At 45.7% G+C, this 20,358-nt stretch carries 24 protein-coding genes and 1 riboswitch; of the genes, 14 read left to right on the plus strand and 10 right to left on the minus strand.

Going from position 1 to position 20,358, the window contains the following annotated elements:
• The first annotated feature begins 35 nt into the window (after nucleotides 1–35).
• The 6 genes from VPR01S_RS19930 to VPR01S_RS19955 all read left to right on the plus strand — a co-directional run bounded on the left by VPR01S_RS19930 (nucleotide 36) and on the right by VPR01S_RS19955 (nucleotide 4,089).
• Complete coding sequence (locus VPR01S_RS19930; RefSeq protein ID WP_021707182.1) at nucleotides 36–680, plus strand: inovirus Gp2 family protein; 645 nt, start codon at nucleotides 36–38, stop codon at nucleotides 678–680.
• Between the two features lie 60 nt (nucleotides 681–740).
• Nucleotides 741–1,424, plus strand: coding sequence for a YagK/YfjJ domain-containing protein (locus tag VPR01S_RS19935; RefSeq protein WP_021707183.1), 684 nt, complete (start codon nucleotides 741–743; stop codon nucleotides 1,422–1,424).
• A 53-nt stretch (nucleotides 1,425–1,477) separates the two neighbouring features.
• Nucleotides 1,478–2,077 carry an inovirus Gp2 family protein gene (locus VPR01S_RS19940; RefSeq protein ID WP_021707184.1) on the plus strand — a complete coding sequence of 200 codons (600 nt, stop codon included), beginning with the start codon at nucleotides 1,478–1,480 and terminating at the stop codon, nucleotides 2,075–2,077.
• Between the two features lie 70 nt (nucleotides 2,078–2,147).
• Nucleotides 2,148–2,345, plus strand: coding sequence for an AlpA family transcriptional regulator (locus VPR01S_RS19945; RefSeq protein ID WP_040903195.1), 198 nt, complete (start codon nucleotides 2,148–2,150; stop codon nucleotides 2,343–2,345).
• 81 nt (nucleotides 2,346–2,426) lie between these two features.
• Nucleotides 2,427–2,864 carry an RNase H family protein gene (locus VPR01S_RS19950; RefSeq protein ID WP_021707186.1) on the plus strand — a complete coding sequence of 146 codons (438 nt, stop codon included), beginning with the start codon at nucleotides 2,427–2,429 and terminating at the stop codon, nucleotides 2,862–2,864.
• A 124-nt stretch (nucleotides 2,865–2,988) separates the two neighbouring features.
• A complete protein-coding gene (locus tag VPR01S_RS19955; protein ID WP_021707187.1) occupies nucleotides 2,989–4,089 on the plus strand; it encodes a hypothetical protein in 1,101 nt (366 codons plus the stop codon).
• Between the two features lie 248 nt (nucleotides 4,090–4,337).
• Here VPR01S_RS19955 and VPR01S_RS19960 read toward each other — a convergent pair whose 3' ends face one another.
• Entirely contained in the window at nucleotides 4,338–5,117 is a 780-nt protein-coding gene (locus VPR01S_RS19960; RefSeq protein ID WP_021707188.1) for an NYN domain-containing protein, read from the minus strand.
• Nucleotides 5,118–5,442: 325 nt separating this feature from the next.
• On the opposite strand from VPR01S_RS19960, the gene VPR01S_RS19965 reads away from it, so the two are divergent.
• Nucleotides 5,443–7,719, plus strand: a complete 2,277-nt coding sequence (locus tag VPR01S_RS19965; protein ID WP_021707189.1) for an S-type pyocin domain-containing protein — start codon at nucleotides 5,443–5,445, stop codon at nucleotides 7,717–7,719.
• Nucleotides 7,720–8,139, plus strand: a complete 420-nt coding sequence (locus VPR01S_RS19970; RefSeq protein WP_236612147.1) for a DUF6392 family protein — start codon at nucleotides 7,720–7,722, stop codon at nucleotides 8,137–8,139.
• A 244-nt stretch (nucleotides 8,140–8,383) separates the two neighbouring features.
• On the opposite strand, the gene VPR01S_RS19975 is transcribed toward VPR01S_RS19970, so the two are convergent.
• The 7 genes from VPR01S_RS19975 to radC form a co-directional block, all read right to left on the minus strand.
• On the minus strand, nucleotides 8,384–8,620 hold the full coding sequence (locus VPR01S_RS19975; protein WP_021707191.1) for a hypothetical protein: 237 nt from the start codon (nucleotides 8,618–8,620) through the stop codon (nucleotides 8,384–8,386).
• A gap of 38 nt (nucleotides 8,621–8,658) precedes the next feature.
• Nucleotides 8,659–9,018 (minus strand): hypothetical protein, encoded by a 360-nt coding sequence (locus tag VPR01S_RS19980; protein ID WP_021707192.1) that lies wholly within the window; start codon nucleotides 9,016–9,018, stop codon nucleotides 8,659–8,661.
• 23 nt (nucleotides 9,019–9,041) lie between these two features.
• A complete protein-coding gene (locus VPR01S_RS19985; protein ID WP_021707193.1) occupies nucleotides 9,042–9,782 on the minus strand; it encodes a hypothetical protein in 741 nt (246 codons plus the stop codon).
• Between the two features lie 139 nt (nucleotides 9,783–9,921).
• Complete coding sequence (locus VPR01S_RS22895; protein WP_021707194.1) at nucleotides 9,922–10,098, minus strand: hypothetical protein; 177 nt, start codon at nucleotides 10,096–10,098, stop codon at nucleotides 9,922–9,924.
• Between the two features lie 3 nt (nucleotides 10,099–10,101).
• Complete coding sequence (locus tag VPR01S_RS19995; RefSeq protein ID WP_021707195.1) at nucleotides 10,102–10,545, minus strand: DUF2787 domain-containing protein; 444 nt, start codon at nucleotides 10,543–10,545, stop codon at nucleotides 10,102–10,104.
• Nucleotides 10,546–10,595: 50 nt separating this feature from the next.
• Complete coding sequence (locus tag VPR01S_RS20000; protein ID WP_021707196.1) at nucleotides 10,596–11,033, minus strand: DUF2787 domain-containing protein; 438 nt, start codon at nucleotides 11,031–11,033, stop codon at nucleotides 10,596–10,598.
• Complete coding sequence (radC, locus tag VPR01S_RS20005) at nucleotides 11,030–11,503, minus strand: RadC family protein (protein WP_021707197.1); 474 nt, start codon at nucleotides 11,501–11,503, stop codon at nucleotides 11,030–11,032. Before radC ends, VPR01S_RS20000 begins: the two co-directional genes overlap by 4 nt.
• Before the next feature lie 270 nt (nucleotides 11,504–11,773).
• Here radC and VPR01S_RS20010 point away from each other — a divergent pair, with 270 nt between their 5' ends.
• Genes VPR01S_RS20010 through VPR01S_RS20020 form a run of 3 tightly spaced genes read left to right on the plus strand, consistent with a single transcriptional unit; the run spans nucleotide 11,774 to nucleotide 14,433 of the window.
• Nucleotides 11,774–12,037 (plus strand): hypothetical protein, encoded by a 264-nt coding sequence (locus VPR01S_RS20010; RefSeq protein ID WP_021707198.1) that lies wholly within the window; start codon nucleotides 11,774–11,776, stop codon nucleotides 12,035–12,037.
• Entirely contained in the window at nucleotides 12,034–13,263 is a 1,230-nt protein-coding gene (locus VPR01S_RS20015; RefSeq protein WP_021707199.1) for an ImmA/IrrE family metallo-endopeptidase, read from the plus strand. The genes VPR01S_RS20010 and VPR01S_RS20015 overlap by 4 nt, the downstream gene beginning before the upstream one ends.
• A gap of 12 nt (nucleotides 13,264–13,275) precedes the next feature.
• Complete coding sequence (locus VPR01S_RS20020) at nucleotides 13,276–14,433, plus strand: beta family protein (RefSeq protein ID WP_021707200.1); 1,158 nt, start codon at nucleotides 13,276–13,278, stop codon at nucleotides 14,431–14,433.
• A gap of 206 nt (nucleotides 14,434–14,639) precedes the next feature.
• Here VPR01S_RS20020 and trmA read toward each other — a convergent pair whose 3' ends face one another.
• Nucleotides 14,640–15,749 (minus strand): tRNA (uridine(54)-C5)-methyltransferase TrmA, encoded by a 1,110-nt coding sequence (gene trmA, locus VPR01S_RS20025; protein ID WP_021707201.1) that lies wholly within the window; start codon nucleotides 15,747–15,749, stop codon nucleotides 14,640–14,642.
• Nucleotides 15,750–15,901: 152 nt separating this feature from the next.
• Nucleotides 15,902–16,105, plus strand: a riboswitch (cobalamin riboswitch).
• A 45-nt stretch (nucleotides 16,106–16,150) separates the two neighbouring features.
• On the opposite strand from trmA, the gene btuB reads away from it, so the two are divergent.
• From btuB to murI, 3 genes are read left to right on the plus strand one after another with little or no spacing between them, the layout of a single operon-like run.
• Entirely contained in the window at nucleotides 16,151–17,989 is a 1,839-nt protein-coding gene (btuB, locus tag VPR01S_RS20030; protein ID WP_021707202.1) for a TonB-dependent vitamin B12 receptor, read from the plus strand.
• A gap of 42 nt (nucleotides 17,990–18,031) precedes the next feature.
• On the plus strand, nucleotides 18,032–18,718 hold the full coding sequence (locus VPR01S_RS20035) for a Dph6-related ATP pyrophosphatase (protein ID WP_021707203.1): 687 nt from the start codon (nucleotides 18,032–18,034) through the stop codon (nucleotides 18,716–18,718).
• Between the two features lie 30 nt (nucleotides 18,719–18,748).
• Nucleotides 18,749–19,549, plus strand: a complete 801-nt coding sequence (murI, locus tag VPR01S_RS20040) for a glutamate racemase (protein WP_021707204.1) — start codon at nucleotides 18,749–18,751, stop codon at nucleotides 19,547–19,549.
• Here the strand turns inward: murI and VPR01S_RS20045 are convergent.
• A complete protein-coding gene (locus tag VPR01S_RS20045) occupies nucleotides 19,512–19,967 on the minus strand; it encodes an RNA recognition motif domain-containing protein (RefSeq protein ID WP_021707205.1) in 456 nt (151 codons plus the stop codon). The two genes, murI and VPR01S_RS20045, sit on opposite strands and share 38 nt — an antisense overlap.
• Nucleotides 19,968–20,358: the final 391 nt, after the last annotated feature.

Below are 20,358 nucleotides of genomic sequence, written 5' to 3' on the forward strand. Positions count from 1 at the left end.
GTACCTATGTCAGAAGCAAAACATAGGTCACCATCATGTCTAAAAACCTAACCATCACACACGAACCTACTTTCAACGGAAACAAGATATACATCGACAAGGAGGGGTTGGTCGTTGAATACCTAGAAGGGATAGACTCAGTCCTTGAGAAAGCTCTAGAGCAATATGCGAGACTTTTTATCGTTCGAGTGGACCTCAACTTACCAACAGACTTTAGAGGGGATGATTCAGCAGTGATGACTCGTTTCTTTCGATCTCTTAAGTCTCAGGTAGCGGCATATCGAAGACGTAGTGCTCGGTTAAATGGCAAACCCTATCGTGAAACCACCATTCGTTATGTGTGGGCTAAAGAGTGTGATACCTCAACGAGCAGTCATTACCACGTTGCGCTTATCTTTGACCGGAACGTCTTTCGTTCTCTAGGGGACTTTGGTGAATATCAGCAAAGTTTGGCTAACCGTATCCGTAATGCTTGGAAGCGCTCTGTGGATGCCATCTACTCAGGAAAAGAGAAACCCGCTATCCATTTCTCCAAACAAGGACAGTATCACTTGCTACGTAACTCTGAGGAGTTTGAGGAGGTGTTTCAGTCCGTCTTTTATCGACTAAGCTACCTAGCGAAGAGAAGAACGAAGCACTTTGGCAAACGTATGAACAACTTCGACCATAGTCGTAAATAGCTTAAAAATTACGGTAGTCGCAGTTCCTGTGGGATTAACAACAAACCACAGGAACTCATTATGCCAAATCAATTCAAGATGGCTTTTCAAAGAGCTCACACGTCTAACCACCTCACCATCACCCACGACCGAACGTTTAATGGGAAGCCGCTCTACTACCACAAGGATGGTCTTGTCCTTGAGTACTTGGAGGGTATCGACCGAGTGCTGACTGAAGCGCTCGGCCAATACCCTAAGCTTTGTGTCGCTCACTTAAATGTACGTCTACCAAGTGACTTTGATGGAAACCATTTTGAGGTATTCAGTCGTTTCTTTCGTACCTTGGAGTCGGAAACCAATGAATTGTGTCTAATGAAGTACAGGCGTAGGCCTCACCAATATCATCAAACGGTCATACGTCATGTTTGGTTCAAGGCGTGTGAGTCCACCAGCCAGTACCACCTGGTCTTATTCTTTAATAAGCGCCTTTATCTTTGTTTAGGCAAAAGTGGAGACGGGAGGAGTCGCTACTTGTCCAGAGTCAGAAAAGCATGGGATAGAGCCGTGGAAGAAGACCATGGGAGAAGATGTTTAGGACTGGCGTATTCTCCATCTGATGACATGTACGAACTTCTAAAAGGGGATGAAGCATTCCCATTGCAGTTAAATGAGCTCTTCTATCGGATAAGTCGTCTAGCGAAGCCCGTCTCCCTAGAGGGCGAGAACCGCAGCATGAGTTTTGGTTGCAGTCACGACTCACCTTAAAAAATACAGCGCGAGTAATACCTATGTCATTCACAGACTCAGAGGTATTACTCATGTCTAACAATACTTACCTTCCCAACATTACCCATTCAAAAACGTTTAACGACTACCCCGTATTTTTCAGTGACAAGGGGTTATACGAATCGGCCTTAACCAGAATGACGGAAGTCTTTGAACAAGCAACGGAGGCGTTTGACGCGGCCTTGGCTACGCGCTTGGATTTGTTTCTACCAGAAGACCACCAAGATACCGACCTCAGCATAATTAACGATTACTTTACGCTGCTTAAAGAAAAGCTCGATACGGATTCAGTGTTCTATGTATGGCGTAAGCGAGAGGACAAGGTGCCATCCCACAACTATCGCGTGATGCTGTTTACTGACTACAGCCAGCATTTTGGCCCCGCCATTTGCTGGGAAAAACGCAACGAATTGGTTGAGCACCTTAAAGAGGCTTGGCAAGAAGCGATAGAAAAGCACTACAGCGGCAAAGCGCGCTCATTGGTGTTTCTCAATGACCGAGGAAACTATGGCTTGGGGACACGCTGTAGGGAGCAAGACAAGAACATCAAGCGTTGTGTCTTTCATCGCATGAGCAGTCTTGCTGAAGCATGGAATGAGCAGCGTTACTTCTTTGGCTCTAGTTCAGAGTAGACCGACTGCATTTTTTTACAGTAGCGGCTTATCTCATGAGTATATACACAGGAGATAATTCCCAATGACAATGAGGTTCTTAAGACTACAAGACGTGATGTCACTAACTGGGCTAGGCCGTTCCACTATCTACAAGTTCATGGCCGATGAAGTTTTTCCAAAAACCATTCCATTGGGAGGGAGAGCTGTGGGATGGCTAGAAAGTGAAATCGAAGAATGGATGGAATCGCGTCTAGCACTGCGAGACAACCAAGAATCTTTTCAGTAACACAAACATTAAATTACACATCAACAGGGCGCTGGCTAAGCAAAGTCATGCGCCCTTTTTCAATTAGAGAGAGATAAAAAAATGAGTTATTCAATTTACGTAGACGGCGCAGCACCAAACAACCAACACGGATGTACACGAGGTGGCATCGGGCTGGTGGTCATGGATGAAGACAATGAGATTGTTCATGAAGAGAGCATTACCATTGACCGCAAAACGAATAGTGCTGAACTTGAGCTACTGGCCTTGGTTGAGGCGTTGGAGTACGCAGAAGATGGGGACGTGATTTACTCAGATAGTGATTATTGTGTAAAAGGTTTCAACATCTGGATGGACGATTGGAAAGACCGAGGTTGGCGCCGTGCGGATAAGAAACCCGTCAAGAGCCGTCACCTGTGGCAACAAGTGGATGAGCTGAGTTCTAGGAAGTATGTTGAAGTTGAAAAGGTAAAAGCACACTCTGGTGTTGAAGGAAATGAGAGAGCTGACTTGTTAGCGGTTGAAGCCGCGGCGTTATAAGGTCAGTGGCACGCAGCTTGTGGGATGTACCCCACAAGCTGTTATTCTTATTTATTATTGGTATTGATGGTGTCGATGGTTTCTCTTAACGTGCGGGTATTGCCTGATGACCTAATGACTCCTAATGCCCAATGAAAAGTTTAAAATACCCATCATCAAACTGGGTAACCCGTTTCTGCCTTCACCTGATGAAGTCTCAGAATTCCTGGGGCTTCCTGTCTCGCCCAGAGAAAAAATAAAGTGGTTAAATGCGTCAGTGGTCAAGAGTAAGCTGCCGACAGACCGCACGCTTGATAACATAAGTAAGGAGGGAATACGGTGGAAATCGATACGTCAGTTTGCTTGGCAACTGGCGAGAGTGTTTGTTCGTAAAGGATGGTCCCTTAACGTTTCTTTCCCCGATGGTGGTATTCATAAAGCAGACTTATCTTTTTGGTGGTCACACACTATTAAAGGCGTTCAGCAAGGGTTGTCTTCGACGTCTGGTGAGTTGAATCTCGGGCTCTTGGTTAGCTATATCGATAGGCGCTGCGCCGCCTATCAAAAACAGTTGGCTTTTATGCAGGATGCGCCTGGTATCAATGAGTGCAACCAAAGTGAGTTAATCTCAGGCTATTACCTGCCCGTTCTCGATTTTACGTTGCTCAGTGAGCCAGAAAAGGTGCTTGTAAAAAACTGGCTCAAATCGCCAAGTGAATCTGCCTCACAAGAAACTGAGCAGGCTATGCTGTGTTTCAAGCATGATTTTTGGTTGTCCTTAATGTCGGTCATTGATGCAATGTTTCTTGAAGATTGGGATAAACACCATGAAGAGTACACTCCTAGTTCGTATGCCCGACAATACGGGGTGTTCGGGCAGGTTTTTAAGCGAGAAGAGAACACATTCCTTGGCAAGTTTTTTGGCCTATTAAAAGAGCAGACTAATCAGACTTACGCTCAGTTATCGGAGTATGTTGCCTTACCTTTTAGTGAGCATGAGCGAAATGGTGTGCTAAAGCGCGATGTACAACAAGATCGTTTTAAAGAGTGGCGTAGCGGAAAAAGCCTCCCCTCTGTAAAAGCCTTGAGTACGTTTTTTGACAACATGGATGTAGGGCGTCAAGGTACGGATTTGCTGGTATACGCACTGTTTATGAGAGCGCTTGATAAGGAGGGGGGCTGTGCGCTACCTGATATCTATACGACAAATCGTTACCAGCGTTACTTCCAACACTACGCTCCCTAGGCTGCACTATGGCAGCCTAGGTTTGCTTCTATTTTTTGCTTGGCGGATTGTTGGAGCGACCTCCACCTGATGGATTCGAGGTGCCATTTTTGGTCGGCCATAGCGGGGCGTTGTTGCCTGATTGTTGTTTATTTCCCATGGGTTGCTCCTTTTTGTTGAGGCTGTCGACGAATATTCGTCGACAACCATCATGCATGAATACGGAGAGTGATTGGGAGGGGGGAAAGAGCGAAAGTTACTGGGAGTGATTAAGTACTTTTTCGTTGATCTCTAATGTAGATATGTACCGCCCCTGCTTGAGTCTGCCTTTTGTCTATTTCAAACAGTTCAGTCGCCTCAATGAGTTGGCTCAGAGTGTTGAACCCGTAGTTTTTTGAGCTGAAGTCCGGGTATTGTCTTTTGATTAGGCCACCACATTGGCCCAGAAAAGACCAGCCGTCCTCGTCTTGGTATTCACTGGCAGCGCCTCGTAGGATATTCAACAGTTTCGTATCACCTCGTAGTTTATTGCGAGTCTCGCGAGGCTCTGCTTTCTTGGGTTTGTCTGAAATGACGGCAGTGACTTCTTCTTTTGGCGCGTATCGTTCTTTAAGGACTTCAGTGTAAATAAAATCATCACAAGCATTACGAAAGGCGAGCGGTGTTTTCTTCTCACCGACACCAAAGACATAAATTTGAGACTCTTTGAGGCGTGAAGCCAACTTGGTGAAATCACTGTCGCTACTGATGAGAGCAAAAGCGTCATACTTATTTGAGTAGAGCAAATCCATGGCATCAATGATCATGGCAGCATCAGAGGAGTTTTTGCCCTGCGTGTACGAAAACTGCTGAATTGGATTAATTGCCAACTCATTGAGTGGTTGTTTCCAGTTCTTTAAACATTCTGAACTCCAGTCACCATACGCTTTTTTTACCAGAATATGTCCGTGTTTAGAGAGCTCTTTGAGCACAAAATCTAAAACTGCATATTGTGCGTTCTCTGCGTCGATTAAAACGGCAATTTTCTTTTCAGAGTCTATATCAATCAAATCCATGTCCTTATGAGCAAGCGGCGAATTAAAGGTGAGAACACCTAGGTGTAGTTCAATGATGCTGCGTGTAAGGCTGGGAAGCAACGAGTACCGCTACAGAGTTATCTATTTGAGTGTTGATGCACGAAAGAGATAAAACCTATTGATGAGTGAGTTATTAACATAAGAGGTTGAAGGAACAACGGTCACACTCTAGCGCATTGTTGAGAACAAATAGAGGTTATCAGTCCTGCTCCCTTTATGGATTGAGTAGAATAGGCCTCATTAAAAAGTGGCGGTGGAATTTACAGTGAGTTATAGAGTAGTACGGCTAACGGAACTGATGACGCATGAGTTCGGTCAAGTCGAAGGGGATATCGAAAGGTTAACGGAAAGGGCACTGAGTTCTGCAATCCCTCATGGCATGAGTTTCTCTCGCTTTATGGACAAACTCAAAAGTGGTGAATTGGCCCTGTTGACGGACACTCCATCTAAGCCAGTGATGCTTAGAAATGGAATGAGTAAATCGTGGAGCTTGTCTACTGAAGGGCAAGAGGCCTTATCGCCAGAGGCAAAAAATGCCTTTCTCTCTAGAGCGAAAATATCTCGTGGAGCGGTAAGTAGAGCAGCGTCAAGTCAAAGCCGTGCGGCATACGCTCCAAGTATCGAAGAGACCTATGTCCCTGAGCCCATTAAGCCTGATACTTCTGATGCACCACCTAAGCTCAAATATGAATATTGTTTTGAGGTCGCTTGTTCCGACGAAACGTTAAGAAAAAGCGTAGGCTGTGCGTTTCAACTGGGTAAGACTAAGCAAGAAGCCATGATTGGTCGCTGGGAGACGGAGCCTACAGAATACGGTACTAAATACACCGCCCATACTGCCTTTGATGAGCCGAAAAAATTGTTTGCGAAAGTGGCGGATAGTTCAATGGGCATCAACGTACCTGACGGCGTGCAAGTGAAACCAATAGGCTCCGGTGTTGTGGAAGAAGCGTTTATCCCAGTCGTCCCATCGGTGCAGCTAGGAGAGCGATTAGGACTGCCGACGGAAGGTTATTATTACCACTTTCATAACGACCGATTAGTGCAAGAGTACAAGCTGCTGGGTGAGGGCAAGTGGGCATTTTACGCTACATGTTCCACGCATGAGCAACTGAATGATGAGCAAGGCTACAACCGACTGCAAAGTGCTATCTTAGTGTACTGGAAACTCGCAGGCCAAGACGTTGAAAACCAGAGCCTTGTTTACCTTGAACAGCAGATCACCCGAGAAGAGCTCGATAACCTCAATGACGACTGGGTGGCTCAGCACGGTATCAAGCTTAATATCAGTGAGCTTCTTGCAGCACCAAAACAATCTATCGTTAAACGGCCAGTAGCAAACTCTGCGGAGACGATAAAGTCAGACAAAGAAACCGCATTGCCGCCGCTGCCACCTTGTACCTATAGCTGTATAGCGAACACCCATTACGATTATTCAGATATATTCATTGCAGAAACCCAGTTCAAAGCGATCAATAGTGACCGTTTATTTGGGAAAGAACTTCCTGTCACGAACTTAGCCACAATCACAACAGCTTCAAGAGCCACTGATTATGGTAAAGCAGCACTACTTGCTATTCCCGCGAAATCTGCGGTGACGAACCTTGGGATTCTGAGTACCAATACGGCCAATACGATTGGGACATGGTCGATTTCAGGAGAGGCGCTAGCGGGCTTTGCTCGAATGGGCGGTTTTCTAGTTGCGGCCTTATGGCCTTCTCAGCTTGGTGATGGAACCTTAGAAGGTAATTCTGATATCTCTACTAATGACACCACTACGATGCGCGTACGTTTCAATATGTACACGGACGAAAATGGCAAACAACAAGTGGTTGGTATCAAAACGGGTGAAGGCAGTCCATATGGTGATCTAGTGGCTAAGCGTCAGGCTGTGCAACAAGGACAGAACTTTGTTGCGGAGTTAGACAGCGGTATTACTATAACGTGGACGCCCGATGGTTCAACGGATGTGCTGACACCCGATACAGTCTTACCCGAAAATGATCAGCTTGATGTTCACAATATCTGGGTACGCCCGATTGAAGAACACGAACAAGAGATAGGCACGGTTCTCTATCCAGAGGAAGATCTTGCTGAGTATATAGTGACTTTTCCTACTGATGCGGGACTGTCGCCCTTGTACTTAGTATTTAATAAGCGTAGTGCCGGAATTACTAAGGTAAAACCATTGGAAGTGGGCACTTACGGAGACTTAGCGCCAAGAAGCAAAAAGGATGGAATGGATATAGATCATATTCCATCTCAAGCTGCGTTAAGAAGAGCACTAGAAAGTGCATTAGGTCAAACTCTTACTAAAGATCAAGAGCGTGAGTTAATTAATAGTGCTGCTGCTATTGCTATACCTCAGGAAGTGCATCGAAAATGTAGTGAAACATATGGCGGTAGAAATCAAGCCAATAAGCAGCAAGTTGATGCTGGTGATTTAGAGGCGGCAGTAAACTCGAATTTTGATGCTATCAAAGGGTGTTTGAAAAACGAAGGTTATACTGAGCAAGAGCTAGAGAATGCTAGAGTTCAACTGCATGAAATTAACACAAAAAATGGTTGGTACTAAATGATGACTTACAGGGATTTTCTGGGGAAGAAGTACGATGCTTTACTAAAGCAGTCAGCCTTCTTATCTCTGATTGGAGGCAATGTGCCTGAAGTGTTGAACTCTAAAAGTGATGCCTTCTATATATGTGTTGACTCTTCTGGCGTAGAGCTCAGGTTTGATCGTCAAACTTCTGAGCTAACCACTATTGTAGTGACTAAGCCCGCTTTTTATGAGGGATCGCTTAATTTATTAACTAAACGTATTCAGGTTAGGAATGCCCTTGGTCTTCCATCAAATGAACGTCCTGAGAAAAGCATTCCTGTTCTTGGAAAAGTTGGGGCGATGGATGAGTATATTGATGAGCGAGGGTTCTCTACACAGGTAGTGTATAGAGTCGGAACTGATGATGTGGAGAGGGTGCATTATCAAAGAAAGTAGACTGGAGGCTAGAAGGCGAAGAGGGTTACTTTGAACAGTGAGTTGCCGGTTTTGTACTGGCTCAATAGGGGGTACATTGATCTTATCAACAATGCTGGAGATAGAAGATTCATCAGAAGCAAGTATTGAAGAGTAAAGTCGCTTTTTAACAGATAACATATACTTTCAAACTGATGCATTGAGACAAAAAAAGAATGGGGAGCGTAATTGCTCCCCATTGTCGTTTTTACCGTTGCTCGTGGTATCACTTTTCTTTGATTGCTTCACAGCCAGCAGGAACGGTTATAGTCGATACGTCCTTACCTGCTTCTTGTGCTGCTTTTGCATCCATTTTGTATTGAGTACATTTTCCAATGCTGATGTTGACTGCGCCTGTATCTACAGATGGGTTACCTCCTAATGCTCCGCCTCCCTGAGCGAAAACAAAAGGTGTGATTAGGGTTGCGAGTAGAACGAGAATGTTCGTTGTAGTGTGACTCATGGTGTTTCCTTATTGGGTAAAGTTGGATTTGTCGAGAGTTAGAAGGTGTAAACAAAGGTGCCTGAGCTTGAGGTGACTTCGATTTCTTTCACGCTGTCTACAGTGCAGTTGTTACTGTATCCGGTGTAGGTTTCACCGAACTTCAATTGAACGTTTCTAGAGAGCTCTGAGGCCGTACCAGCGGGTAGGCGGCAGTTACCTCGGTTGACAATGACATTGCTTATTACTGTGCTGTCAGTAACGGCTTGGATATCAAAGGCTAGTGTTCCCCAATGTGGGTTGGTGGATATCGACACTTCAATATCGCTGGTGACGGTTTGTGCTTCTTCCTGTTCGCTGCAAGCGGTGACTCCGAGAATCAGCATGCACATCATGATGGTTTGAGTTAAGGTATTCATAGGTATCTCTCCGTAGTGGTGAGTTAAATTTGGGATGCACGGATTTCAGCGTGTTCATGCATGAACTGCTCTAAGTTGAAATCGGTGGGATAGATAAAAGAAAACGTCGATACACTGGCCTCATCAATCAGAGGTACGGCTAGGGTGCGTATCGTGGGTTGACCGGATAAACGAAAAAGCAGCAAGAGCGCGTCACATTGAACCGAGAGTCCCAGTGGTTCGATGAGCGCTTTCTCTTGCTGCAAAACTTGACTCGATATGTTGAGCATACGGTTGTTGAGTAATGCCGTGTGTACCGCATTCAGTACTTGCCGCTGCTCATGACTCCACTCACGAATAGTGGGTAGTGATACATGGACTTTAGCTAACCATTCTTGTTCTTTTGAATGCGCTGAACCCTTGTGGGGTAAGGGTTTGTCTCTCTCCGAGGAGCGACCTTGTCCATAATTCAGTGCATCAGGAACAAGCGGCAGTAAGTACTTATTTGTCAACTGCCAATAGAGCATTTCCTGCTTGTTGAACTTCCATAATTGCTCAGAGGTTTTCCGATAAACATGGGGCATGCTCATCGAATCACACTCCACGTTAAATACGTCCACAATGACTTCATCGAGGTAGCGTTTAATGCTGCGAGTGGTGCGGTGGATATCGAGTAGGGCTAACTGCTGCTGCAACTCCCTAACGGTAATCCAACGATGTTGAGGAATAAGCATCAGCGTGTGCAGCAAAGCGGATAACCCTTCAATGCTGGTTTTATTGCTCATGACTACACTCTCAATACATCAAAGCTCCAAGACCGGAGGTGGACATTTAATGTCGGGAGAATAGAGGTGGGTCAGACACATAATGTCCAACGGTGAAAACAGCATCAATCGGCAATACCAAAGCGTGAGCCGATTAACATTAACGAGGCTTATGCTTATCACTGAGCTCGGCAATCGCTGTCAATAACCCAATCAACAGCACCACCAGAAACCCTAACGTCGTCAGAGTTCCGATAGCGCCAAAGAAAGGAGAGAGGGTAAACAGAGTAATAAGAGCGGTGACAAGCTTGATGGTGTTAAGGAGAAGGGAAGTCATGAGTTATTGCGGGGTGACGGCTATCTCGTTGTAAGCGTCCATATGGACATAGGCAAGAAAGTTATTCTCCCACAACTGATAGAGCTCTTTAGCATCACGGCTACCCTGCATTGGTAGCCAGCCACGATAGGCCACAAAGAACTGTCCAACCCGAAAATCAAAATCCAAGTTGCGTTCTAGCTCTGGGTAGTAGTTTCCCATGTAAGCAAAGTCGGTGATGTACTCAATACTCCACTCCCCTGTTGAGGTGTGGCAAATTGCCATCTCAACCGGATGGAAGCCACCTTCATCCGCGCTATAACTTTTATCGCGAAAGTTAAACACCAGATAACGGCTGGTGGCGAGAGTTTCATTACTCAGTAAATGACCGGTGAGTTGCTCACTTAGCAGCGAGTGCAGAGTGCTAGAGACAGGTAGAGTGGATGCAGTGAAGGTTAATTGAGACATAGTGAGTCCTCCTTGTTTCAGGATTCAAATAAGAAATAACAGAGTGGGAATTAGTGGAACGTACCGACCATCTTTAGTTGCACGTCATTAAAGACGTTTCGAGATAAGTGGCGAGCAAAGGCTTTCATCCAGACCGAGAACAGCTCTTGTACCTCTGGGTGGGATAAATCCGTGCTCCCAACATCAGGCTGGTAGCACCATTGGTTTGCGAGATGAAAGTACAACTCAGGTTCAACGGCTGTGCTGTTGTCATCGGGGTAAGAGAAGCTGGCAAAGAAGACTACCAGCCAAGGGCTAGTATCTGACTCGCGTTTGAACTGTACCTCTATCGGATGCAAACCTTGTCGATGTTGGTAGTAACTCATTTGGCGGCAGTTCAGTACGAGTCTCTCGGCATTCTCTGGGAGAGAGTATCGATTAAGAAGTGCTTCCAGTGACGCATGTAACGTGTCATCAATAGAAAGCTCGCCATAATGTTGTTCAATCATAACCACCCCCTTTCAGCAAATGAGGTGCAGGTATCGCCTGTCACGATATGGTCGAGAACTCGAACATCCACCAGCGCGAGCGCATCTTTGAGTCTTTCGGTTATGCGTCTGTCCGCTTGAGACGGCGTAGAGTCTCCAGATGGATGGTTATGCGCAAATATCACCGCTGCGGCATTCACATCTAATACCGTTTTCACCACTTCGCGTGGGTAGACGCTGGCCGCATCCACCGTTCCATGAAACAGCTCTTTAAACTCAATCAATCGGTTTTGGTTATCCAATAGCAATAAGGCAAACACTTCTCGCTCATAGCTGCCTAGCTTGCAGCGAACGTACTCTTTAGTGGCTTCAGGTTTGGTTAGGGCATCACCGCGCACATAGCGGTTAGCCAGTATTTCAGCCGCATGTTCTAGGATTTCATTTTCCTGATAGCGTTGCTGCTTTTGGTGATAGGAAGTTTTGGGATTCATTTCTGGCTCCTGTCGGAATCAATGATGGGGTTTCACATTGATGACATATGCCTGAAGATTTTTGGATTTAGGGTATTAGTGTTCTTGCCTAGAGTGTATGTAAAAAACTAAGTAGTTCAATATCAATAAAAACATAATGTTGGTTGAATTTTGCTCTTTTAATCCCAATTCTATCTATGGATATAGTTTCATGTTGATTGTTCCCATATGTGGAACTTTGTTGATTTTTGTTTTTGCTAGTGCAATAATGTTCCCAAATGGAGAACCTTGATGCGTTTGATAGGTATAGAAAGGCTCAACGCCATTATAGGTATCAGTAACGAAATTGATATCTGGATTTCAGCTTGGGTGGCAGAGATGAACCATGCGAGTTGGAGAAGTGATATGGAATTGATCGATGCGTTTCCAAGAGTTGAGCATGTAGAAGATTTTTCTTATATGTTTCCTATTTTTGGTTATGACCATATAAGCATCAAAGTCACTTTCTGTTTTAACGGAGGTATTGCTGTGATTCATGAAGTGATAAGCAAATGAGTAAGTCTCAACCAAGAGTGATTAGAACTCAGGACCAATATCAAGAGTATATGTCTGAAGTTGAGTCACTAATTATACAAAATTTAACACCTGGTTCCGATGACGCTGAGAGGTTGGAATTGTTAACCGTTTTGATTGAAAGCTATGAGTCTTCGAACTATGCAATCGAGCCGGTAGATCCTATTGATGCTATTAAATTTAGAATGGCTGAGAAAGGATTAAAGCAAATTGATTTAGCACCGTATTTCGGAACAAAGAGCAGAGTATCAGAGGTGCTTTCAGGTAAACGGCCATTAACCGTTCCGATGATTAAAGCTTTATCAGTAGGCTTGGGTATCGCTCCTCAAACATTGTTGGGACTAGATACGGATGATAGAGCAGTTACAGAAAATCCGTCTAAAGCCGGATTCAATTGGTCAAAATTTCCGATTAAAGAAATGCTGTCAAGAGGTTGGATTGAGGATACAGGTGCTACGGTAAAGAAGAATGTTGAAGAGCAGGTAAAAGACTTTATCAGTAGCCTTGGGGGATCAACTGCGAGCGCATCCTTCAAAAGAACTCTGTCAGGTGATGCTTATTCACCTTTGAGCCAATATAAGCTTTATGCTTGGGTAGCTAGAGTTATACAAAAAGCTCGAACTCGAAACCTAGAGTATCCATTCGATGCTAGTGTTTTAGGAAAAGAATTTTTAAAGGATTTAGCGCATTTAAGTTGGTCTGAATATGGCCCATTGCTCGCGGTAGAATATCTAGAGAAGAATGGTATTTGTGTTGTTATTGAGCCAGCTTTAAAAGGAACTTCTGTGGATGGTGCAGCATTAAAAGATGCTGATGGCAGACCTATAATTGCTCTGTCATTACGACAAGATAGGCTGGATAACTTTTGGTTTACCTTGCTCCACGAAGTTGTTCATATCTGGAAGCATGTCGACCTAGATAAAACATTTGTAGATGATTTAGAAAATCATACCGAGAGTAAAGATAAGCTCGAAGCTGAGGCGAATAGATATGCCAGAGATACCTTTATTCCAAGAGTTGTTTGGAAGCGGAGTAAAGCATACCTAAATCCGAGTAGTGCAACTATCGATGCTTTGTCTAGAGAATTGAATATTCATCCAGCCATCATCGCTGGAAGGCTAAGACGAGAATCTGGTAAATATAATCAGTTCTCTGATTTAGTTGGTTACGGGGAGGTTAGAAAGCACTTCCCTTCTAAATATTGGTAAGTGAGGCGAGTTATGACTCCTAAGTACGTCCCTATTTTAAAAGCGAAACAAGGCGAGTTTAATGCATATAAGAATTTGTCTCGCACAGTTCAACTACACACACTACCTGTATTTGAACTTCCGACTCTAACAAGCAAAATGTTAGAAACAACGTACTTGGGGGTTAGCAATCCTAGAGAGCAGTTTATTAACAAATGTGCTTTAGGCCTAGGCTCTTCTATCTCAGTACCTACTATTGGTGTCGATATCCATTCATGGGCACCAGATTCCACAATTGAGAATGGTGAGCACGTACTGTCCGTCTTCACTAGTTGTCTTTCCAACGAAGGGTGCGAAGTTTTACCTGTAATCGGGTATGACCGATGGGAAGATGCAGCATACTCTACAGTATTACAACTTCTTGCTCAGTCAAAGGATCGTTTTATTCTTCGTTTGGATTCATACGCCTTTGAAGATATGGTTGAGGAAGAACTGTTTTTAGAAACTGTTGAAGATATCGTCTCATCTATGGGGATAGACACCCGTAAGTGCTCTGTGATTCTAGACTTTGGAGATGTTTCAAAAGATTCAATAGTTGATATTCAAGCTCAGGTGGATACAGCATTATCACTTCTTGAAAATTATCAGTTTAGCTTTATATCTATCGCTGGTTGCTCAATTACTTCTGACATTAATGGAATGGTGCCTAAGAAAAATTCTACAGGTATCGTTGTAAGAAAAGAATTCAAAGTATGGAAGTCAGTGCGATCATTCAACCCAAGCGTTAAATTTGTGTTTGGTGATTATGGAATAGCCAACCCCAATGTTGGTGATGAAACTATTGCACCAGATGCCAATGGAAAAATTAGATACACCATAGAGGATAGTTACTTTGTGGTTCGCGGTTATTCTAGAAGACAAGGGGAGAAAGGCGCCCAAATGCATGGATTATGTAAGTCTCTAGTCGGTTCTGGCTATTTCTGTGGTGCAGAATTCAGTTGGGGAGATATGATGATAGATAAGTGTGCAAACTATGGAACTGTAAAAGGGAAAGTTTTTGTAGGTAACCCTACTAGTTGGGTCGCAATTGATACCGCGCACCATATGACTTATGTAACTCAGGAAGTGGTCGAGTTTGAAAAAACAGTGTCTACAGCAACCTATCTTCACTCCATTAAGAGTGAGCACTAGTTCTGAATATAATTGCTCTTTGTCAATTGTGTTTTAAAAAGAAGAGGATGTGAGAATGCATCCTCTTCTTTTTTGAACGTTATCTGACTTTATACTTCTTAATCTGCTACATACTGCGTGGATGGAGGATTATATTACTTCAAGATTCCCGTACCCCAAGCCGTACCCAGAGTGATTTTTTCTATAATTAAATCCCTTTAAGTGCCTTACTTAATGCGCTCTAGCAATACACCCGCTTCCATATGGTGGGTGTAAGGGAATTGGTCAAACAGCGCAAAACGCGCCACCTTGTGGGTTTCGCTCAGAATTTCCAGATTCTCTTTCAGGGTTTCTGGGTTACATGAAATGTACATGATGCGCTCGTAACCTTGCACCATTTTACAGGTGTCTACATCCATACCTGCGCGCGGTGGGTCGACAAAAATCGTATTGCAGTTGTAGCTCTTGAGATCGACGCCATTGTCTTTGAGACGACGGAATTCACGTTTACCCTCCATGGCTTCCGTAAATTCTTCTGCCGACATACGGATGATTTGTACGTTGTCTATCTCATTCGCTGCAATGTTGTACTGTGCTGACTCGACCGAAGGTTTTGCCAACTCGGTTGCCAGTACACGGTCAAAGTTCTGTGCCAGGGCTAAAGAGAAGTTGCCGTTACCGCAGTATAGCTCCAGCAGATCACCAGTGCTGTCTTGAGTGCAGTCCAGCGCCCATTCCAGCATTTTTTCGGCAACTTTGCCGTTGGGCTGCGTAAAGCTGTTTTCCACCTGCTGGTAGACGTAGGACTGTCCGTGTACGTCGAGCTTTTCGATCACATAGTCCCGGTCAAGGACGATCTTCATTTTACGGGCGCGGCCAATCAGGTTGAGGTTGAAGCCTTCATCGTTCAGACGTTGTTTCAATGCTTTGGCCTGTTGGGTCCACTCGTCATCCAGTTGGCGGTGATACAGCAGCGATACCAGAATTTCACCACTTAGTGTGGAGAGAAAATCCACCTGAAACAGTTTACGGCGCAGTGAATCGTTGTCTTTGAGTGCGTCAACCAACAGCGGCATCAGATCGTTGATCAGGCGACTGGCCGCCGGAAACTGATCAACACGGTATTTCTCGCGTGTCTCCTGATTGAACATGATGTAGTAGAGATCATCCCCTTCATGCCACACGCGAAATTCGGCGCGCATGCGGTAGTGCTGCTCTGGAGATTCAAACACTTCCAGCTCTGGCACATTGAACTGGGCGAACATGTGTGTCAGACGCTCGGTTTTTTCGGCCAACTGCTGCTGGTAGCGTTGTGGATTTACATCGAGAGAAGCCATGAAGTTACCTTTTCGGGTGCATTAAAATAAAGAGCGCAGATTTTATTCAATCCACATCTGATGTCCAGTGCCGTTGATGAATTGCTGTCTATACTGGCTGTAAAACTATAGGTTATGCCAATCTTTAACTAGACAAACTATCAATAGCTTAATAGTATCATCGCCAGGCTGGTGCCATTTAGCGGTATAGATGGCTGAAAAGGGAATCTGGTGCGAATCCAGAACTGACGCGCAGCGGTAAAAGAGAACGAACCTCCATAGGACACTGTTTTTGTGGCGAAAACGGGAAGTCGGAGTAGTAGGTGGTGAAAGCCTAGCTCTTGAGTCCGAAGACCTGCCAGCGGCCTGGTCGGCATAGGAATGCCGGCCGGGTAGGATTTACGCGACTTAGGATGACAATAATGAACAAATCTTTTCTGGCGGTGACAGTGGCATCGCTGCTTACGCACGCCTCTATTTCCGTTGCTCAGGAAACCGCTTCTCACACTGACACGCTGGTCGTGACAGCCAACCGTTTTGAGCAAAATTCCCAGTCTTTGACCGCTCAGGTTGAAGTCGTCACCCGACAAGACATTGAGCGCATTCAGGCCAAATCCCTGACCGATGTGTTTCGTCGTCTGACAGGTATCCAGATTTCGCAAAATGGCGGACGAGGCCAGAACGCGTCGATTTTCGTCCGTGGCGCCAATTCCGATCAGGTGTTGGTGCTGATCGATGGTATTCGTTTTGCCCGTGCGGCGAAAGGCAGCATTGATTTCAGCCAGTTGCCGATCAACTTTGTCGAGCGGATCGAATATGTGCGCGGTGCGCGCGCGTCGGTTTACGGCTCGGAAGCCATTGGTGGGGTGATCAACATCATCACGCTGGCGAATTCGCAAACCAACCAGAGCACCAAAGTTGCAGCGGGCTTGGGCAGCCTGGATTATCAGGAGCTGTCCGCGACCACGGGTGTGCAGGTCGGAGAAAATGGCCACCTGAATGCTGCGCTCGGTTACGACAGTGACAAGGGCTACAATGTCCATCCGATAGCCGGACTTAATGATGGCGATCGCCATGGCTTTAAGTCGCGTAATGGTCTGGTGGGGTACTCTCATCAACTGACACCTGAATGGAAAGCGTTCGCCAATCTGCGTGCGTTTGACAATGTTTCTCAGTATGACGGGTCATACATTTATCAGTCATTTTCATCTTACGATCGCAAAGAGGCTGAGGTTGACAATATCGCTGCCGCGGCGGGGGTAGAGTTTCAGCGTGCGGCCTTGGCCTCGCAGCTGTCATTTAACTGGCAGAATCAGGAAGAATGGAATTACAGCAAAGCAAGCGGTAAAAATGGTGTCGGTAGTACCCGTGATGAAATGGAGCAGTTTAATCTGCAATGGAACGCTCAGTATCAGTTAACCGAAGCATTGACGCTGGCGGGAGGGATCGACTGGCGTGATGAATCACTGGATGAAAAGTCGAACCATAGACAACATCAGCGTGATAACTGGGCGTATTACGGCGTGCTGGCGGCTGATTTCGATCGACTGTTTGGTGAAGTGTCTGCCCGTCTCGACGATAACGAACAGTTTGGTAGTGAATCTACTTATAACTTGGGCGCTGGTTATCATTTTGCCGACTTTCTCACGGTCAAAGCGTCTTACGGTACTTCATTCAAAGCCCCGAACCTGTACCAATTGTACAGTTTCTACGGTGATGACAATCTGGACCCGGAGTCAGCCAAGTCGGCTGAACTGACGTTCAGTGGTCTGGTGTCTGGCGTGTTTTGGTCGGTGACTGGATACGATACGCGTATTGACGATCTGATCGAATATAATTTAGTGACCTCCAAATACTACAACATCGACGGGAAAAGTAAGCTACGCGGGGTCGAACTGGTGACTGAGTTTGATACCGGCATCATTTCGCATCAGTTGAGCGCAGACTTTAAAGATCCGGAAAACAGTCAGGGAGAACAACTGCTGCGTCGTGCCAAAAAAGTCTTCAAATATAACGCGACTGCGAGCTTTGAGGATGTTGATGTGTCACTGGGCTATCAGTATGTGGGTACACGCCCAGATTACGATAACGTAGAATTGGATGCCTACAATCTGTTTGATCTGTCGGCCAACTTTTTTGTCACCGAACATCTGACTTTAAATGCGCGAGTCGACAACCTGTTTGACGAAGACTACGAGACAGCGGCAGGCTACCCATCGCCTGAGCGCGCGTATTATCTGAACGCCAGTTACGAGTTCTGATTGAAAGCCGCCCAAGGGCGGCTTTTTCTATGAGGAAACGACATGACAAAAAACGTGATCGTCAGCTGGTCGAGTGGCAAGGATTCGGCGCTGACACTGGAAAGATTGCTTGAAGACCCGGCCTATCAGGTCGTCGGACTGTATACCACTTACGTTGCTGAAGAAGTGCCGTTTCAGGCCACCCCGCTGGATGTGCTGGTTCAGCAGGCTGCCTTAACCGGACTGCCTTTGCTTAAAATCGCTTTGCCGACCGTTTTTCCATCTAATGAAGTGTATCAGTCGACGATCGTCACCGCACTCAAACAAAGTGGGTGGGCGATTGATGCTGTGGCCTTTGGTGATATGTTCTGTAACGGAATAGAGCAGTACCGGCGCAGTTACATTGAACCGGCTGGCTGGGAGTGTGTGTTTCCGTTGTTGGGGCAGGACAGTCGCGATCTGGCGCAAGAAATCCTCCAACGTGGTATTCGTACCATATTGGTGACCATCGACGGAGAGGCCTTACCCACCGAATTGTGCGGGCGCTGGTATAACCATGAGTTGTTAGCGCAGTTGCCTGCGGGGGTTGATCCGTGTGGCGAAAACGGCGAGTTTCATACTTTGGTCACCGAAGCACCGTGTTTCTCTGGCCAATTGCAACTGACTAAGTTGCAGGTAGAGCAGGGCCCACGCTTTTCTTACCAAAGATACACAGTATGCCAATTGCCAAAATCCAAAGAGCGAGTATGATCTCCCCATCTTTATTCGTGGAATCGCCGTGTGGTGCAGCAAGAAAAACAAACCGTATTGATTTTTGACTCCGGCGTGGGTGGATTGTCTGTGTATCAGGAGATCCGCGATCTGCTGCCGCAGCTCAACTACATCTACATCTTCGATAACGAAGCGTACCCTTATGGAGAACTGTCGCAAGATGTACTGATCCGACGGGTACACAATGGCATTACTCGGTTTGTGGCGCAGCATCCGGTCGATATTGTGGTGATCGCCTGTAATACTGCCAGTACTATCGTATTGCCTTCCTTGCGCGCGCAATTGACCGTGCCAGTGGTTGGCGTGGTGCCGGCAATTAAGCCAGCGTCGTCACTGGCCAATAAGGCCGTCGGCCTGATCGCGACTCCAGCAACAGTGACACGTGAGTACACTCGCGATTTGATCCGTAACTTTTCTAACAACAAAACCGTCGAGTTGCTTGGCTCGACCCGCTTGGTTGATATGGCGGAAGAAAAGCTGCGTGGTCAGCCTGTTGATCTTCAGGAGTTGGCGGAGATTCTTACACCGTTAAAAAGCCATGTGGATGTTGCGGTGCTGGGATGCACGCATTTTCCACTGCTGCGTCAGGAAATTGAGCAAGTACTGGGGCAGGAGGTGATGCTGGTGGATTCCGGGAAAGCCATCGCTCGCCGGGTCAAAGAATTGTTGCGCCTGGAAAGTGGTCAGGCAGACCACCGGACACATCAGATATTCAGCAGTGCACTTCCTTGGCAAGAAAGTGCACTGAATATAACGTTACACGAACTGGGCTTTACTCCTGTTCAGCGTTTTCCGATTCTGGATGTTTAGGATCATTGGCAATCCGCACCTTTAACGTGCGCTGCATATAGTCCTGCTCATTCAGAGCCTGGATGGCGCCTTCAGCATCCGCTGCCGCCATCACGACAAAACCAAATCCTCTCCTTTTTCCGGTACGTTTATCTTTCATCAGGCGTACCGCGAACACTTCGCCATGTTTGGCAAACAGCTCGCGGACATGTGACTCGTTCGCTTTATAAGGCAGGTTGCCAACATACAGCGTTTTAGTCAGTGGGTTGGTGTTATCGGTTACAGATTCAGTATTGGTGTTCAAAAGTTTAAGAACAAAAGCGCAGGAGAGAACACCAATAACGAAGGTGAGTGCAGGAGAGAGAGATACCTGCGAGAAGACGATGCCACCCAGTACGGCCAGAGCGACAATCAATAAGGTCGATTTATTAGAGTTCATACTGAATTACTACATATATAAGTAAGAAAATAGGGATAACTATCGTTTACAAAATAGTCACACAGATCTTACGTATATGCTTGAGGTTTTTCCAACCGATTGATGTGATGCGCCTCAAATGTTGAAATTTTATTCGATATTCAGTGATTTGACCGTATTTTGAGCGAAAAAAAAGAAATTTCAAAAAAACGCTTGTGATCCTTTGGTGTCTCCCTATAATGCCGCCTCACCGACACGGAGTGAGACGAAAGTCACACAGCGAGTCGGAAACGAGAGAAAAAGAAATTTGAAAAAATGCTTGACTCTCTCACGGTGCGGAGTAAGATACGCACCCCTAACGACGAGCAACTAAGTTGCTGAGTAAGTTAGAAAAGCTCTTTAAAAATAATAA

It is taken from the genome of Vibrio proteolyticus NBRC 13287 (assembly GCF_000467125.1).
Lineage (GTDB): Bacteria > Pseudomonadota > Gammaproteobacteria > Enterobacterales > Vibrionaceae > Vibrio > Vibrio proteolyticus.